The organism is Methanosarcina sp. 2.H.A.1B.4 (assembly GCF_000979385.1).
Taxonomy (GTDB): domain Archaea; phylum Halobacteriota; class Methanosarcinia; order Methanosarcinales; family Methanosarcinaceae; genus Methanosarcina.
This window is the reverse complement of sequence record NZ_JJOV01000007.1, coordinates 1-14,722: the sequence shown is the minus strand read 5'-3', so window position 1 is coordinate 14,722 and position 14,722 is coordinate 1. Positions and strand designations below refer to the sequence as shown.

10 protein-coding genes are annotated in these 14,722 nt (G+C 47.1%); 1 reads left to right on the top strand and 9 read right to left on the bottom strand.

The genetic code is table 11. From position 1 onward, the window contains the following. Positions 1–191: 191 nt before the first annotated feature. The 7 genes from EO92_RS01700 to ala form a co-directional block, all read right to left on the bottom strand. Positions 192–1,802: a hypothetical protein gene (locus tag EO92_RS01700; protein WP_048168873.1), complete on the bottom strand. Its 1,611-nt coding sequence runs from the start codon at positions 1,800–1,802 to the stop codon at positions 192–194. After that, positions 1,793–3,022, bottom strand: a complete 1,230-nt coding sequence (locus EO92_RS01695; protein ID WP_048168872.1) for a Coenzyme F420 hydrogenase/dehydrogenase, beta subunit C-terminal domain — start codon at positions 3,020–3,022, stop codon at positions 1,793–1,795. The genes EO92_RS01700 and EO92_RS01695 overlap by 10 nt, the downstream gene beginning before the upstream one ends. 1 nt (position 3,023) lies before the next feature. Then, a complete protein-coding gene (locus EO92_RS01690; RefSeq protein ID WP_200896723.1) occupies positions 3,024–3,470 on the bottom strand; it encodes a hydrogenase iron-sulfur subunit in 447 nt (148 codons plus the stop codon). Then, positions 3,470–6,514 carry a CoB--CoM heterodisulfide reductase iron-sulfur subunit A family protein gene (locus EO92_RS01685; protein WP_048168871.1) on the bottom strand — a complete coding sequence of 1,015 codons (3,045 nt, stop codon included), beginning with the start codon at positions 6,512–6,514 and terminating at the stop codon, positions 3,470–3,472. Before EO92_RS01685 ends, EO92_RS01690 begins: the two co-directional genes overlap by 1 nt. A gap of 83 nt (positions 6,515–6,597) precedes the next feature. Beyond that, a complete protein-coding gene (gene hdrB / locus EO92_RS01680; RefSeq protein WP_082107912.1) occupies positions 6,598–7,581 on the bottom strand; it encodes a CoB--CoM heterodisulfide reductase subunit B in 984 nt (327 codons plus the stop codon). A 65-nt stretch (positions 7,582–7,646) separates the two neighbouring features. Further along, the gene (hdrC, locus tag EO92_RS01675) at positions 7,647–8,186 is read right to left on the bottom strand and encodes a CoB--CoM heterodisulfide reductase subunit C (protein WP_048136136.1); all 540 of its coding nucleotides are present in this window, start codon (positions 8,184–8,186) and stop codon (positions 7,647–7,649) included. Positions 8,187–8,997: 811 nt separating this feature from the next. Continuing rightward, positions 8,998–9,978 carry an alanine dehydrogenase gene (gene ala / locus EO92_RS01670; RefSeq protein ID WP_048136205.1) on the bottom strand — a complete coding sequence of 327 codons (981 nt, stop codon included), beginning with the start codon at positions 9,976–9,978 and terminating at the stop codon, positions 8,998–9,000. Between the two features lie 226 nt (positions 9,979–10,204). Here ala and EO92_RS01665 point away from each other — a divergent pair, with 226 nt between their 5' ends. Next, a complete protein-coding gene (locus EO92_RS01665) occupies positions 10,205–10,906 on the top strand; it encodes a DUF434 domain-containing protein (protein WP_048168870.1) in 702 nt (233 codons plus the stop codon). Between the two features lie 155 nt (positions 10,907–11,061). Here the strand turns inward: EO92_RS01665 and EO92_RS01660 are convergent, their stop codons facing one another. Continuing rightward, on the bottom strand, positions 11,062–12,114 hold the full coding sequence (locus tag EO92_RS01660) for a lipopolysaccharide assembly protein LapB (protein WP_048168869.1): 1,053 nt from the start codon (positions 12,112–12,114) through the stop codon (positions 11,062–11,064). Between the two features lie 747 nt (positions 12,115–12,861). Beyond that, complete coding sequence (locus EO92_RS01655) at positions 12,862–14,193, bottom strand: YncE family protein (RefSeq protein WP_048168868.1); 1,332 nt, start codon at positions 14,191–14,193, stop codon at positions 12,862–12,864. Positions 14,194–14,722: the final 529 nt, after the last annotated feature.

The following is a 14,722-nucleotide window of genomic DNA, read 5'->3' as shown; positions in this document are numbered from 1 at the left end:
CCATAAATCAAATGTCCATAACAAAATTATAAAATCATTTGTATATATTCAAACAGGAAACTCTTATTATCCGCGGTAATTGTCGGACAGCCTCTTTAGGTTGGGGTGGCCGCACGCAATTTGATTTTCAGGACTTTATGTATGTTTATTTTCAGGACTTTATGCATGTTTATTCAGACTTTTTTCATTCCTTAACGGGAAAGCTCCACCTCAGCCCCTTGAATGCCTGAAACCGGGAGCCTCCGGGGAGAAAGTAAACAACCGCTCTCAATGTCCGAGACCCTGAACTTCACATCAACCGTCTTTTCTGAAGCCCTGATTTTTACAGTGCCTCCCTTTACAAGCCCCAGTTTGCGGACCATGCTCAGGTTCAGTTCGACAAAGGCGCTGCAATCTTCAACCCCGTGCCACATGAAAGGGGACAGAGAATAAACGAGCGAAGCTGAAGCACAATCCGGGCAGGACTCAGTATTGGACTCATCAGAACTGGACACGAAACAGGATTCCGAACCAGGCCCCTGTTTTGAACACGGGGTTTCAACTTCCATCGGCACCGGAAATAACTCAGCGGGTGCCCGGAAGGCAAACTCATCTGCTTCCTTTAGCCCGATGACTTCAAACACCTCTTTCCGGGCCGATTCAAAATCGAGCTGTTTTCCGAAAGCTGCTGCCAGGCTGGAAAGGGCATCAAAACCTGAAGTGGAGTTCCCGCCCGCCGAAAGAAGCCTTCCTTCCGCATTGAGTACTGTGCCCTGTTTGCGGTAAAAAGGTTCGGATGCGATCAATATGTCGGCGAGCCCGGAAAATTCTCCCTGTCTGGAGGTCTGGACTATCAGGGTGTCCAGTTTCGAGAGAGCCTGTAATGCAGCCTCCCTGTCAGGAGCAAGTTCGAGAAGATCGGATTCCAGGCAGAAGAGAGCCTTTATTTTTCCGGAATTGATGTCCTCAAACAGTTTTTCCAGCGTGCGCTGCTTTGTGTGGGCTGAAAGCAGCCCTGCTCCTGCAGAGTTTGCAAAGGGCCTGAGGAAGAAGGGTTTTGCGCCGGAAGCCTGTGCAAGGTCCAGGACTGCTTTAATATGTGCCGGATCGGAGTAAGGGTGAATATCGGCTATAAGCACGGAGTCCCGGGAAGGAGATAACAACTTTCCGTACTCTTCCGGCTTCAGGCAGAACTGCTCATCAGCAACGGGCAGATGTCTGGGCCCTATGCAGACGACCTTCGCCCCATTTTCTTTTGCCCTGATAACCCTCCTGAGAAGCAGGGGATACTGGGAATAGGGGTCAACAAAGAGAAAGACCTGTTTTGCTTTTTCGAGTCCCTCAAGGGACACACCCTGGCAAAGTGCAGAGTGCATTTTTGCAGGGAGTAAAGAGTAAATGCCCATCCCGGTCTCTACTCCGGCGCCAAAAGCACCTGCGAGAGCTGAAAAAGCTTTCTGCTCTTCATTTGTAGTGTTTCCCACCGAAAAGAAAGCAAGGCTTTCTGCGGACACGGTTTTCAGAGCCTCGGATGCTGCTGATATAGCGGCTTTTAGCTCTGACTTCTGTCCTCTAACCATCGAGGCCTGAGGCTCTGTGTAAGCCTGAGACTCTGTGTGGGCCTGAAGCTCTTTATAATAGACCGGAAGCTTCAGCCCGAACCTGCAGAGTTTGCCTGCATTTACCGGAGAGCTTTTCCGGAAGTCCACAGAAACTGAAGTTTCCCCGGTTTCCGGGACAATTTCCCTTATATAGAGCCCGCAAGCAAGCCCGCAGCCCGGACATATACTTGAGTACACATTCTCCCTGTATTTCACCTGCATGAACAGCCACCTCCTTCATTATCCTCATTGTCTTCGGGTTTCAGGGCAAAAAAAGGAGGGGTCCTGTCAGACATGCCCGGAAGGTACCTGTATTCTTTCTGGACGGGGACGGCAAAGCGCTGGTAAAGGCGTGTGAGCGGGATTTCCGCGGGGCAGACGTCTTCACACTGCCCGCAGCCTATACAGGAATCCGAAAGGTGCAGGAAGCGCACCATATGGAAAAGGGACATTTTGTAACTGTCTGCAAGGGACGAGTAAGCCGTACATTTGGAATCCTCCCCGCAGGTGCAAACCGGGCAGACTGCTTTACAGGCCCCGCAGTGAATACAGTTTTCAAGCTCCTTCCTGAAGTACTCGAAGCGTTCTTCCCCATTCTCAATCGGGGAAAAAACCTCAGCCTTCCGTTTCTCGCTCATCCCGAGCATTACCTTATTGACCTTTTCCCGGACAGAAATACTTTTTTCATCAGCCTGCATAACTTCGGCAAAGCCTGCACTGACAGCATTTCTGAGGAGCTCTGCCCCTTTTTCAGTCATGACTTCCACAAAGGTGCCCCTGCCTGCAAGGTCGCCGGAAACGCCCCAGTTCCCGCAGGCGAGGTCGGCATTTGTTGGGATCTTTACCTCGCAGTAGCGGCAGGAGTCTCTCCTCCCAAGCCCGTCGGCTTCGAGGTCGTCGATGGGAACTGCATGCTCTTTTCCGTCCTTTGTGAAGAAAACCAGCTTTCCTTTTACGATTTCTTCTCCTGCAATATCTTCAGGGCCAAGCCTGTAGACGGTCTCAAGCATTCTCCGGACCTTTTCAGGGTGCATTGTGCCCCCGCAGTTAAGGCCTATAACGTAAGTGTCCTCAGGGGACAGGGCATTCCTTTTTGCCCTCTCGACAACGGCCCTTGCATCGCAGGGCTTTGCAGGAAGGGCTATTCTTCCGGAACAGGTTTCAGGCTTTAAATACCTGGCAAGGTTTACGGGTACGGAGTGCATAGAGCCTGCTGATTCCAGGACCTCTTTCACGTCCGAGGTAAACACCGGATAGGCTTCGAATTCGCTGACTTTTTTCAGGATGAGCACCCTGTCCACAAGCCCTGTTTCAAGGGCAGATGCAAGCACTGCTGTCACAAGCCCTCCTGAAGCTCCGCGCACCCGCACCTCTTCGGATGCAGCCCAGCCGAGCAGCCTGTCCCCTACTTTAATATCGGCAACAGCTTTCAGTTCTGACATTTCAGGCCACCCCTTCAGGTTTTAAGACACATGGGCCAAGCTGCCTGATCTGTTCCGTAACCTTACGGACAACCTCGGCAAACTTTTCGCCTTCTGATGCCGAGATCCAGTTAAGCTGCAGCCTTTCTTCTTCCAGGCCGAGTTCTTTTAACATCGAACGCATGAAATTGAATTTTACAAGGGTCTTTTCATTTCCGTTTATGTAGTGGCAGTCCCCGAGGTGGCAGCCCGTAATCATCACGGCATCGGCTCCCTCAAGGAAAGCGGAGAATACATGCACAGGGTCTACCCTGCTCGAACACATCACGCGGATGATACGCATGCTCGCAGGCTGCTGGAAACGTCCGATTCCTGCACCGTCTGCACCTGCATAGGAACACCAATTACAGCAGAACATTACAATCCTGGGTTCCCATGCCTCAGAGATTTCGTTTTTGTCAGGTTCCATTAGCGGACCTCCTCAGAATAAGTAAAGACATCTTTCACCTGGGCAAGGAGCTGGTCATTTCTGAAATGCTGCTGGTCGAGCGCACCTGTCGGGCAGCTCATCGCACAGGCCCCGCAGCCCTTGCAGAGGGCAGGATTAACCCCGGATTTCCTTGCCTTATAAGAAATGCCCTGTTTTTCGATCCATACTTCCTTTAAGCTGATCGCCCCGTAAGGGCAGACCGCTTCACATGCCCCGCAGCCCACGCAGAGTTCGGCGTTGACTTTAGAGATGACAGCACTCGATTCCAGAGACTTTCTGGAGAGGATTGTACATGCCCTCGAAGCCGCAGCTGCTGCCTGAGCGATGCTTTCGTCCACAAGTTTGGGAGCCTGGGCTGTCCCGCAGAGGAAAACCCCTTCGGTTGCAAAGTCCACAGGCCTCAACTTTATGTGGACTTCCAGGAAAAAGCCATTTGAGTCCAGAGGGACCTTGAACATAGGAGCAATCTGCCTGTTTGTGGCAGGAGCTACAAGCGGAGCGCTCAGGACTACAAGGTCGGCATCGATTTCCAGGTCAAAACCCGTAATCTCGTCATATACGCGGACCTCTTTCTCCCCTATCCAGGGGAGCCGGGTGTCGGAGTAAGCAATAAAGCGGACTCCTGCAGCCCTTGCTCTTGAATAGAGCTCTTCCCATGCCCCATAAGTACGCATTTCCCTGTACAGCACATGCACGGTAGCCGACGGGTCCATTTTCTTGATGCGGAGCGCGTTTTTAACTGCAGTTATGCAGCAGACCCTGGAACAATACGGACGCTCTTTGTTCCTGCTGCCTGCACACTGGACCATTACCACATGTTTTGCCTTAAAATCGCCTTCGAGCTTCGCTTCAAGTTCGGACTGGGTGATAACATTCGGGAATTCCCCGTAACTGAAGTATCCTGCAGGTGAAAGCTCCTCGGCTCCTGTTGCAATAACCGCAACAGCAAACTTAACTTCCTGTTCCCTGCCTGCTGTATCCCTGACCCGGCCTTTGAAGTTTCCAACCGAGCCGCTGACCTCGACCAGTTCGGAACCTGTCAGGACTTTAATAAGAGGATGAACCCTGACCTTCTCGATAAGAGGGATAAGGATTTCCCTGGTTTTCCTGCCGTCCTGCAGGGCTGTTACATCCCTGAGGAGGCCTCCGAGTTCGGCTTCTTTTTCCACAATAAGGACTTCAAACCCGTTTTCTGCGATCTCGAGAGCTGCATTCAGGCCTGAGATTCCACCCCCAAGCACCAGGGCATTGTGCCCGAGCGAGAGTTCCTGTTTATAAAGTGGAGCAAGGTGCCTGATCCTGGAAACTCCCATCCTTACGATATCCTTTGCCTTCTCAGTGGCTTTTTCAGGCTCCTGCTGGTGAATCCAGGAACAGTGTTCTCTGATGTTTACAAGCTCAAAGAGGTAGGGGTTCAGCCCTGCGTCCCTGCAGCTTTCCTGAAAGAGGGGTTCGTGAGTTCTCGGAGTGCAGGAGGCGACAAGTACCCTGTTCAGCCCGTGTTCCGCGATCATTTCCTTGATCCGCTCCTGGGCATCTTCGGAGCAGGCATACATTTCCTCTCTTGCAACTGCCACATTTTCAAGCGTGCCGGCATAACGGACCACTTCAGGGACGTTAACAAAGCCTCCTATGTTCGTGCCGCAGTGGCAGACAACCACACCTACCTTCGGTTCGCCTTCTACTACCTTTTCAGGTGGGAACTCCTTTTTGCTTTCCAGAGTCCCGCGGGCAGAAGAGAGCAGAGCTCCGGCTTTTGCAGCAGCCCCGCTTGCCTGAGCCACTGTATCCGGAATATCTTTTGGTCCCTGCACAGCACCTGCAGCGAAAACTCCAGGCCTGTTCGTGCTCATCGGGTCCTCTATTGGAGTGCTGATAAATCCGGCTCCTGTAAGCCCGACCCCTGCAATCCTGGCAAGTTCTTTACCTGACTCGGAAGCCCCTATGCCTATGGAGAGGACGACCATATCGAACTCTTCGTGGGCTATGCTGCCGTCCTCTTCTTCATATGGGATCCTCAATTCACCTTTCAGAGGGTCGGCTTCAACACAAGAAGGACGGGAACGGATGAAGCGGACTTTTTTCTCATTTTTTGCCCGCTGGTAGAATTCCTCAAAGCCTTTTCCGAAAGCCCTGATATCGATATTGAAGATTGCACATTCAATCTTCGGGTCGTGCTCTTTTGCAATCACAGCCTGCTTTACGGCGTACATGCAGCAAACCGAGGAACAGTACTTTCTCGATAATTTCTGGTTCCTTGACCCCACGCACTGGATAAAAGCAATCTTCTTTGGCTCCTTTCCTTTCGAGGTTTGGAGATGCCCGTGGTAGGGCCCGGAAGCGTTCAGAAGCCTCTCAAACTGGAGGGAGGTTACAACATCGGGGTGCTCGGGCCTGTAAGCCTCAAGCCCTGCCGGGTTAAATGCCTCAAAACCCGCAGCAAGAATTACAGCTCCGACCTTGAGGGAAAGTTCGAGGTCCTTCTGGGTGTAGTCAATAGCTCCTCGTTTGCAGACCTTTGCACAGTTTCCGCATTTTCCTTTGTTAAGGTAGATGCAGTTATCAGGGTCAATGGTCATTACCCTTGGAACAGCCTGCGGAAAAGCGAGATAAATTGCTTTCCTCGGGGCAAGCCCTTCATTGAACCTGTCTGAGACTTTTTTCGGGCATTTTTCAATACAATCCCCGCAGCCCGTACACTTCGTCTCGTCCACGTATCTGGCTTTTTTCTTGAGTTTTACTGTAAAGTCCCCGGCAACTCCGTCAATGGCAAGGACTTCACTGTATGCGAGCAGCTCTATGTTCGGGTGCCTGCTGGCTTCCACAAGCTTGGGAGAAAGGATGCAGGCTGCACAGTCCGAAGTCGGGAACGTCTTATCAAGCTGGGCCATTTTTCCCCCAATTGTCGGCCCGGACTCGATAAGGTAAACTTTATACCCACTATTTGCAAGGTCAAGGGAAGCCTGTACCCCGGCAATCCCTCCACCGACGACAGCAACTGCCCCGGTTATGTCCGTTTTCATGCTTTCAGCTCCTACAGATGTTTTTCAGATAAATCGGCTTCAACACATTGTTTTTCAGCTTTTACTCCAGAGAAGCCTGAAGCTCATGTTGGCACTCCGCCCTTTTCAAGCCCGGTACCTGCACCGAGTTTCCTGCCCGGAAACCTGCTTTCGGCTCTTTCTCCGAGCTTTGTATAGAACTCACTGTTCTGGATGCGGTTTAAGTGAATGCCCAGTTCTTCAGGGGAATACCCGAGAGCAAGCCCGAGGAGCTGGGAGTAATGGAGTACCGGGATATTGAATTCCTTTCCCAGGCGGTCTGCAAGCTCAATCTGCCCCTGGTCGAACTGAAGGTGGCAAAAAGGACAGGCATCCACGATGCAGTCCACATTTGCGCTCTGCATATGTTCGAGCTTTTTTGCAGTAAGTGCAAGAGCCACGTCCAGAACAGCAGAACGGGCTCCTCCACCTGCTCCGCAGCAGGCTGTTTTGTCTTCATATTCCACGCTGCGGGCTCCTGTAGCTTCTACCAGTTCGTCAAAAAAAGAGGGGTTTTCCGCGCTTCCGAGTTTTCTTTCATGGGACGGCTTTATCAGGTGGCAGCCGTAGTGCACTGCGACCCTGAGGTCGAGAGGGTGTGTGACCGCATCCCGGACTTTTTCGGGACTGACTTCCCTGAACAGGTATTCGACTATGTGCCTGACCTCAATCTTCCCGGAAAACTCCTTTCCGATCTCAGAAAGCTTCTCATTGACCCCGGCTTTTGCCTCCGGGTCTTCTTTTAAGATCCGGTTAGTGTCTGCAAGCGTTGCATAACAGCCGTTGCACACGGTAAGGATGTCCGCATCCAGAGATTCCGAAAGACAGAGATTCCGGCTTGCAAGGGTAAGCCAGGTCTTTTTGTCAAAGGACTGGAAAACTCCGGGAGCAGGGCAGCAGGAAGCTCCTTCAAGTTCCTTTAAGGAAATTCCAAGCCGTTCCATTACTTTCCGGGTGGCACTTTCAATACCAGGATAACGGTTTGGGGCAATACAACCTAAAAAGAGAGAAAGGTTACGTTTTGAATTATCTGTAATGTTTTTCGTCATGTTTTTCAGCTTCTTATCGCAAATTCGTGTTTCAGGCTGATTTGTGTTTCAGGCTGATTTGTGTTTCAGGCTAAAGACTGCTGGTCAAACCCGATAAGCCGGTCAAACCCACAGGCTTTAATGAGATGCCTTACTTCTTCAAGGGCTTCCGGGCAGGAGTGTACGGTTCCGGGCAGTTCGTCCAGTTCAAGCTCTTTTCGCTTTTTCCTGTTCTGCTCATCAATCGGAACACCATGCCCTGTACGCATCACGTACTCTGCGATTTTTTTATGAGCTGGAAGCATGACACCGTTTTTTACGGCAATACTTCGAAGCTTAAGCATGGTGTCCACGGTTTTTACTCCCTCTGGGCATCGTTCTTGACACCTGAAGCAGGTAGTGCAGTACCAGAGGTGCTCGCTGTTGAGCACACGGTCCCGCAGCCCCATTGCAGACATGCGCAGAAGTTTTTTTATGTTGTACTGAGGTACAACATCGGTAACCGGGCAGCCTGTAGAGCAGCCCTTACAGTTAAAACACATCAGAATCTTTTCGGCTCCGGTCTCCTCTTTGATTTCCTCAAAAAAGGTAGGATCGGATTCTGAGGTTTTTATAGGGTGTTTCATAGATTCATCCCTGATACAACTCTTAATATTTGACGTAAATAAGCAATTTTTCAGATTTTAGATGATTTTTCATATAGATTATTTTTCATATTTTGGATAATTCTTCAAATATTTTGCCCGTTCTCAGGAAAGCACTCATGCAATGTGTACAATTTCATACATTGACCTTCGCTACCTGAAAAAGGCAGGTTAAACAGGCCCCCTGTTCAGAAATCATCTTCAGGAAGTCGGGGGGTAATAATATAATAATATACTTAAAAGTTTCGCATATTTATCATGATAAATAATTATAAATATAGCAAAAAAAAATATTTAAATAAAGATATATCAAGTGGCTGCAACTCATTTGAAAAAAATATAAATTAAAAAAAGTGAATACTGACCGACAGTAGAAATTTTTAAAAATAGTAAAGAACGTTCAAAATTATAGAAAACGTGAACAGAGCAAAAAATAGAGTGTAGATGGTGAAATTGCGTCTCCTATTTTTTCGCGGGAAGAGCCGGTTGCAGGCTAATGGAACAATACCCAGGATATTGTCTCTATTAATCACGGCACTGGTACAAGATTTGTTTTTTAATCTGGTTGGCAGGCAGGCTCCAGCTCCGCGCGGCGCAGGGAAAGAAAACTGAGGTATCCATTTTCCGGATTCCGGATAGATAAACCAGTTAATCGGAGACTACCGAAAAAATAGAAAAATTGAAAAAAGTGCAGAGACAGAATGTAGAAAGTAGAAAAAGAATAAAACCGTAAAAGTAGGAAATAGAAAAAAAGTAAAACCGTAAAAGTAGAAAAGGAAATAGTAAACAGGTTTCAGAACATCCGGACCTGTCTGCCAAGCCCTTCCCGGACAGCCCTCTCATAAACCATGTGCGCAGTTGCGACGTCCTGAATCGCAAGCCCTGTGGAGTCGAAGATCGTAATTTCCTCTTCACTCGTCCTGCCGGGTTTGAGATCGGCGATAATTTCTCCAAGCTGGGCGTGAATGTCATTTTCCGAGATGTAGTGCTTTGAAAGGGGTACGTTTACTTCCCCTGAATGGAGCGCCTGTACCATATCATCGACAATGATCTTGGAGCGGAGGAGGAGTTCGGGGTCGAGTTCTTCTTTTCCTACAGCGTCTGCCCCTATTGCGTTTATATGGGTCCCTTCTTTAATCCAGCTGGCTTTTACGATTGGTTTTCTTGTAGGGGTTGTCGTAACAAGAATATCGCAGTCGCAGACCTTTTCAATGCTTTCCTCATACTGGATTTCACAGGGCACGAAGTCTGCCATTTCCCGGATAAATTGTTCACAGCTTTCTTTTGTCCTGGAATTGATTTTCACAGTTTCGGGCTCAAAAACTTCACAGAGGGCTTCAAGCTGCGTCCTTGCCTGGTTTCCCGCACCTACAAGACCGATAATTTTAGAGTCCTTTCTTGCAAGGTATTTTGCAGCAATCCCTCCGGCTGCTCCTGTCCGGATGTCGGTAAGGTAAGTCCCGTCCATAATTGCCACAGGGGCTCCGGTTTCTGGGGAAATGAGAATAATTAGCGCCATTACTGTAGGAAGGCCGAGCGTGGGGTTTCCGGGATGGACGTTTACGATTTTTACGCCTGTAATGTCCTCTTCTTCAAGATATGCGGGCATTGTCCTCAGGTCGCCGTTGTAAGCTGTATAGTAAAGATAGGATTTGGGGGGCATCTGCACCTTGCCAAGCCCATGCTGTCTGAAAGCTCTTTCCACTACCTGCATATCAGAATGCATATCCACAACGCTTTTTACCTCTTCCTGAGACAGCCACAAAACTTCCATAACAGAACCCTCCACCGGAGCCATAGACCTTCCTCACATCCGAACCGTAAGCTGGCTTCCGGCTGAAAACCAGGCTTAAATCGAATAAAACCGGAATAAAAACCGGCAAGCAAACAGTCACATTGATTTCCAGGCAGCACAAATTGCTATTTTTATTCGCGCAAATATGTATATATAACATATATCTTCACTCATTTAAAGAACTTCCTTCCTTAAAGGAGAAATTATGCAAGAGAGTTCTGCTGCTTTTTCCGGACCCTACCTGAAAGAAAAACTGCTGAAGCCCGCCAGAGACATCAGAAGCATTCTGCGCTGGGGTTATCCTAAATTTGCCACCATCCGCTTCGTGTCTGACCACTCTCAGCTCAGTGTCAAGGAACGAAATATTCTCACAAGGGTGATTATGCCCCCGGATAAAGTCGTATCCAGAGTCAGGAAAAAAATAGCCTGCGACGGTATAAGAGATAAGGACCTCCTCCTTGACGGGTACAATGTCCTCCTCAGCGTGGACAGCCTGCTGAAAAACGAGCCCATGTGGTTCTGCGACGACGGATATATCAGGGACACTCGCTATTACTTTAGCAAGGCACGCCAGGCTGAAGATATCGAGGAGGCTCTGGATTCTGTTCTTGAATTTTTATCAGAAGCTCACCCGAAGTCAGTAACCTTCCTGCTTGATGCCCAGATCAGCCGGAGCGGAGAACTTGCCGGCTTTATCCGCCGCAAACTCAAAGAACATGGGATTTCGGGCGAGGCTCGGACCTCAAAAACTGCGGATTTCGACCTGAAAACCGAAGGCAGAAATTCCGAAAATAACCTCGTTGTCGCAACCTCCGACGGAATCGTAATTGACTCAGTCCTTCAGGTAATTGATATTCCGGCTTGCCTCATGGAAAAAATAGGAATTGAGCCTGTGAGGCTGTATTAAATTAGGGCTCTACTAACCTGAGGCTCTACTAACCTGAGGCTCTACTAATCTGAAACTCTACTAATCTGAAACTCTACTAATCTGAAGCTCTACTAACCTGAGGCTCCACTAACCTGAAGTTGTACTTGACTGAGCAGGCAAGGCTCATTAATTCATTACCAGAAACTCTGTCTGGAATATTCTGCCTGCCTGTAGATTTCTTCGGCTTCTGCGTACTGCCCTTTTTCCTTCAGCAGATCTCCGTATCCGCAAAGGCTTCCGAAATGTCCGGGATCGAGTTCAAGGGCTTTTTTGTACTGGACCTCGGCTTCGTGCCGGTGCCCGAACCTGGCAAGCAGCCTTGCATATTCGCAGTGGGATTCCACATCCCCGGGGTCAATTTTAAGGGCATACCTGAAGTGTACCCTTGCCCCATGAATAATTCCATGGTCTGCAAGCAGACGGGCATAGAACAGGTGGAGCTTCGGGCTTTCCGGGTCTGCTTTGAGGGCTTCTATGTAGTGGGCTTCAGCTTCCAGGGGCTCCCCTTTTTCTATAAGGAGGCGAGCATAGCGGAAATTGGACTCCACATGCCCGGAATCAAGTTCAAGCGCCCGGATATAATGGTAGTTAGCTTCGGTTTTTTGCCCGCATTTGTAAAGCAAGATTCCATACCCGCAGTGAACTCCCACATGCCTCGGATCAAGGAGAAGGGCTTTTTTGTACGCTTCTTCAGCGCCGTCCAGGTCCTTGAGCCTGTAAAGCAGGCAGCCGTAATTGCAGAGCGTATCAACATGGAAAGGGTGGATTTCAAGGGCTCTTTCATACTGGACTCTTGCAGCATCAAGTTTCCCGAGTTCAGCAAGCATAGCTCCGTATCCGCAGAGAGCTTCTATATTTTCCGGGTTTTCCTCAAGCACTTCTTCAAATTCCCTGGCAGCAAGATCCCCAAGCCCCAGCAAAGAAGCTGTTTTCCCCGCCTCCATGTGGGCTTCTTCCCGCATTTTCCCTGATAAAAGTAACGCGCATGCCCTGGAAAATGCATACTTTTCCCTGTACATCTTATCGTTGCCGAAAATAAAGGAGAGTTTCAGCAGAGTCTCTGTCAAAAGCGAGTGCTCACGTGAAAAAGAAATGACAAACTCAACGACCTCATCGAGATCACATTTATCTTCTGCAACCTTTTCGATTACATGAAAAACCAGCTTGTCTACGGCATCTATATCCATGCCCAAAACCTCCTAAATTTTACCTATACAGTTAATTTATTTGGCAGGCTATAAATAAATACCCATTTATATTCGTCCGACTATTATACGCGCAGTTGTTTGGTTTTACTTAAAAACATTATTATATTTATGGAACACAGTATAAATAAATGTGGTTTTACTATATTGATTTCAAAACGAGTACGTTCAGGATTTTAAGATATGCTTAGTTGTTCACCATCAATTGGGCGATATATCTCATTTTGAGGCTGCTGCATAGCACCCACAGCACCACCCACAAATCCGCAGATAGACGATTTTCCGCATCATACGGCTTTGCAAGACCACGCAAGGGCTAATTAAAAGTAGCAAATATTCTGATGTTTTGAAGTAAGAATAGCATGATACGATAAAAATCCAATAAAAAGAATAACATGAGTTATGAAACCTGTGGAGTAAATTTTATAAATAAAGTATTAGGACTAATTATGGTATACTTGTATGTAATAAGAACAACAGGTAATGAATCAGGAAACCACCGGTTTTAATGGGTGGGATTTCATATTATATCTCGTACGTTCCTTCTCCTGTAAAAAGCTGACCATTTACTGTTGTCCATCCATACTGAGATCCGGACAATTTAAACGGGATAAGAAAATAGTAATAGAGGGTAACTTATTCGATCCGGGCAATGATATTAATTACAAATTTTCCTCTCAGTCACGTTGTTTAATTAAAAAACCTGCAATCTGATTATCCAATCCTGCATCACTTTTTCTTGAGTTTCCATCTACCATACAGGCAGATCAAGCTTCCCAATAATCCAAAACCTGGAGTAGAGTTATTTTTACTTGATTCATTTCCACCTGAGCTACTACCATTATTAGATTCAGAATTATTATTGTTTGAATTATTTAGTTCGACAGCTTTTTTTTCTTCTGAGGATGATAAGTTAGTTTCTTTAACTTCTGTACCTTCAGTTGCGTTAGAGGTAACCTTTGCGCTTTGATTAGTTATATTGGAATCTATAAAGTGCCCAAAGGCAACTTCAATAGGATATTTTCCTACAGGCACTGTGTCTGTAACCCTGTTTGTAGAGGTGTCTATTACAGAAACAGTGTGGCTCGCATAATTCACCACATATACCTTTGCTCCGTCTTGGGTAACTTCAATTCCACCAGGTGCCTTTCCTACAGGCACAGTGGCTGTGACCTTGTTTGTGGCTGTATCAATAATATCAACAGCACCTGTAAGTGAAGTGATGGGATTTATCGCTACGTATACCTTTTTTCCATCCGGACTTACCGCTACTCCCTTAGGATTTCTTCCTGTTTTAACCGTACTTACAACAGCATTTGAAATTGTATCTATTATAGAAATACTGCTGCTTGCCATATTCGCCACATATACCTTGTTCCCATCCGGACTGATTGCAACCCCAAGTGAATGGTTTCCTGTAGGTATCGTGGCTGCAACAGTGTTTGCGGTTGTGTCAATTACAGAGACTGTACCTGTAAAGTTAGTTGAATAACCGCCAGAATTCGCCACATATACCTTTTTCCCATCCGGGCTAACGGCAACTCCGAAAGGAAAGTTTCCTACAGGCACTGTGGCTGTAATCTTATTTGTGGCTGTGTCAATTAAAGAAACAGTGTTGTTGCTGAAACTCGTCACGTATGCCTTTGTCCCATCTGGACTTACTGCAATTTTTTGAGGATAGGTTCCTACTTTCACTGTGGCTATAACTTTATTTTTGGTGGTGTTAATTACAGATACAGTGTTGCTACCTGAGTTCACAACATATGCCTTTGTTTCATCCGGACTGATTGCAACTCCAGAGGGATGTTCTCCTACATCTACTGTGGCTGTAATCTTATTTGTGGCTGTGTCAATTACAGAGAGATTATTACTGTCGTAGTTAGTAATGTAGGCAAATGGAGCTGCACCTACGACACCCATCAGTATTAAAATCATAAGTGCAGTTATTCCTAAAACTCTTATGAGAGTATTGTTTCTGCGTGCTTTATTAGACATCACTACAGATGGAATTGTAATAGAAAAAGTGTCAATCGGCATTGTTGATATACTTTTATTTTTCATCATTTATCCCCAAGCAATGTTTGCCTTTTATACCAGTGCCACTATTAAAAAATTGGACTAAGATATATTTCTAAAAATCTTCATTAATTTAAGTCAACTTCAGGATAAAACAAACGAGCTACAAGACAAAAAATTTCAGGAGAAAATATTATTTACTGCCTAATTAGTATTTTGTATCTAAATTTTAGCAAATATATTGAAATGTGGCGAGAATTTTGATAACCCCTACTTTTTGACTGGTTATATATAAAGTGTATATGCAACCGTTTCAGAGATTTCTCGAACTTCTTTGAGGAAGTTTGGTTTATATATACGTTTTTTTCTTGACTGGTGGTGAATTCAATTTTTGGTGTACCATTCGACCCACCAGTCATTGGATCATTAATGCCAATAATTCCGGGTTATCCAGGTCCTTTATTACTTCTTCCTGAGTTTCCATCCACCATACAGGCAGATCAAGCTTCCCAATAATCCAAAACCTGGAGTAGAGTTATTTTTACTTGATTCATTTCCACCTGAGCTACTACCA

Coding starts and splice junctions, on each gene's coding strand:
- EO92_RS01700 (WP_048168873.1), bottom strand. CDS start 1,802: ATGCAGGTGAAATACAGGGAGAATGTGTACTCAAGTATATGTCCGGGC.
- EO92_RS01695 (WP_048168872.1), bottom strand. CDS start 3,022: ATGTCAGAACTGAAAGCTGTTGCCGATATTAAAGTAGGGGACAGGCTG.
- EO92_RS01690 (WP_200896723.1), bottom strand. CDS start 3,470: ATGGAACCTGACAAAAACGAAATCTCTGAGGCATGGGAACCCAGGATT.
- EO92_RS01685 (WP_048168871.1), bottom strand. CDS start 6,514: ATGAAAACGGACATAACCGGGGCAGTTGCTGTCGTCGGTGGAGGGATT.
- hdrB (WP_082107912.1), bottom strand. CDS start 7,581: ATGACGAAAAACATTACAGATAATTCAAAACGTAACCTTTCTCTCTTT.
- hdrC (WP_048136136.1), bottom strand. CDS start 8,186: ATGAAACACCCTATAAAAACCTCAGAATCCGATCCTACCTTTTTTGAG.
- ala (WP_048136205.1), bottom strand. CDS start 9,978: ATGGAAGTTTTGTGGCTGTCTCAGGAAGAGGTAAAAAGCGTTGTGGAT.
- EO92_RS01665 (WP_048168870.1), top strand. CDS start 10,205: ATGCAAGAGAGTTCTGCTGCTTTTTCCGGACCCTACCTGAAAGAAAAA.
- EO92_RS01660 (WP_048168869.1), bottom strand. CDS start 12,114: ATGGATATAGATGCCGTAGACAAGCTGGTTTTTCATGTAATCGAAAAG.
- EO92_RS01655 (WP_048168868.1), bottom strand. CDS start 14,193: ATGAAAAATAAAAGTATATCAACAATGCCGATTGACACTTTTTCTATT.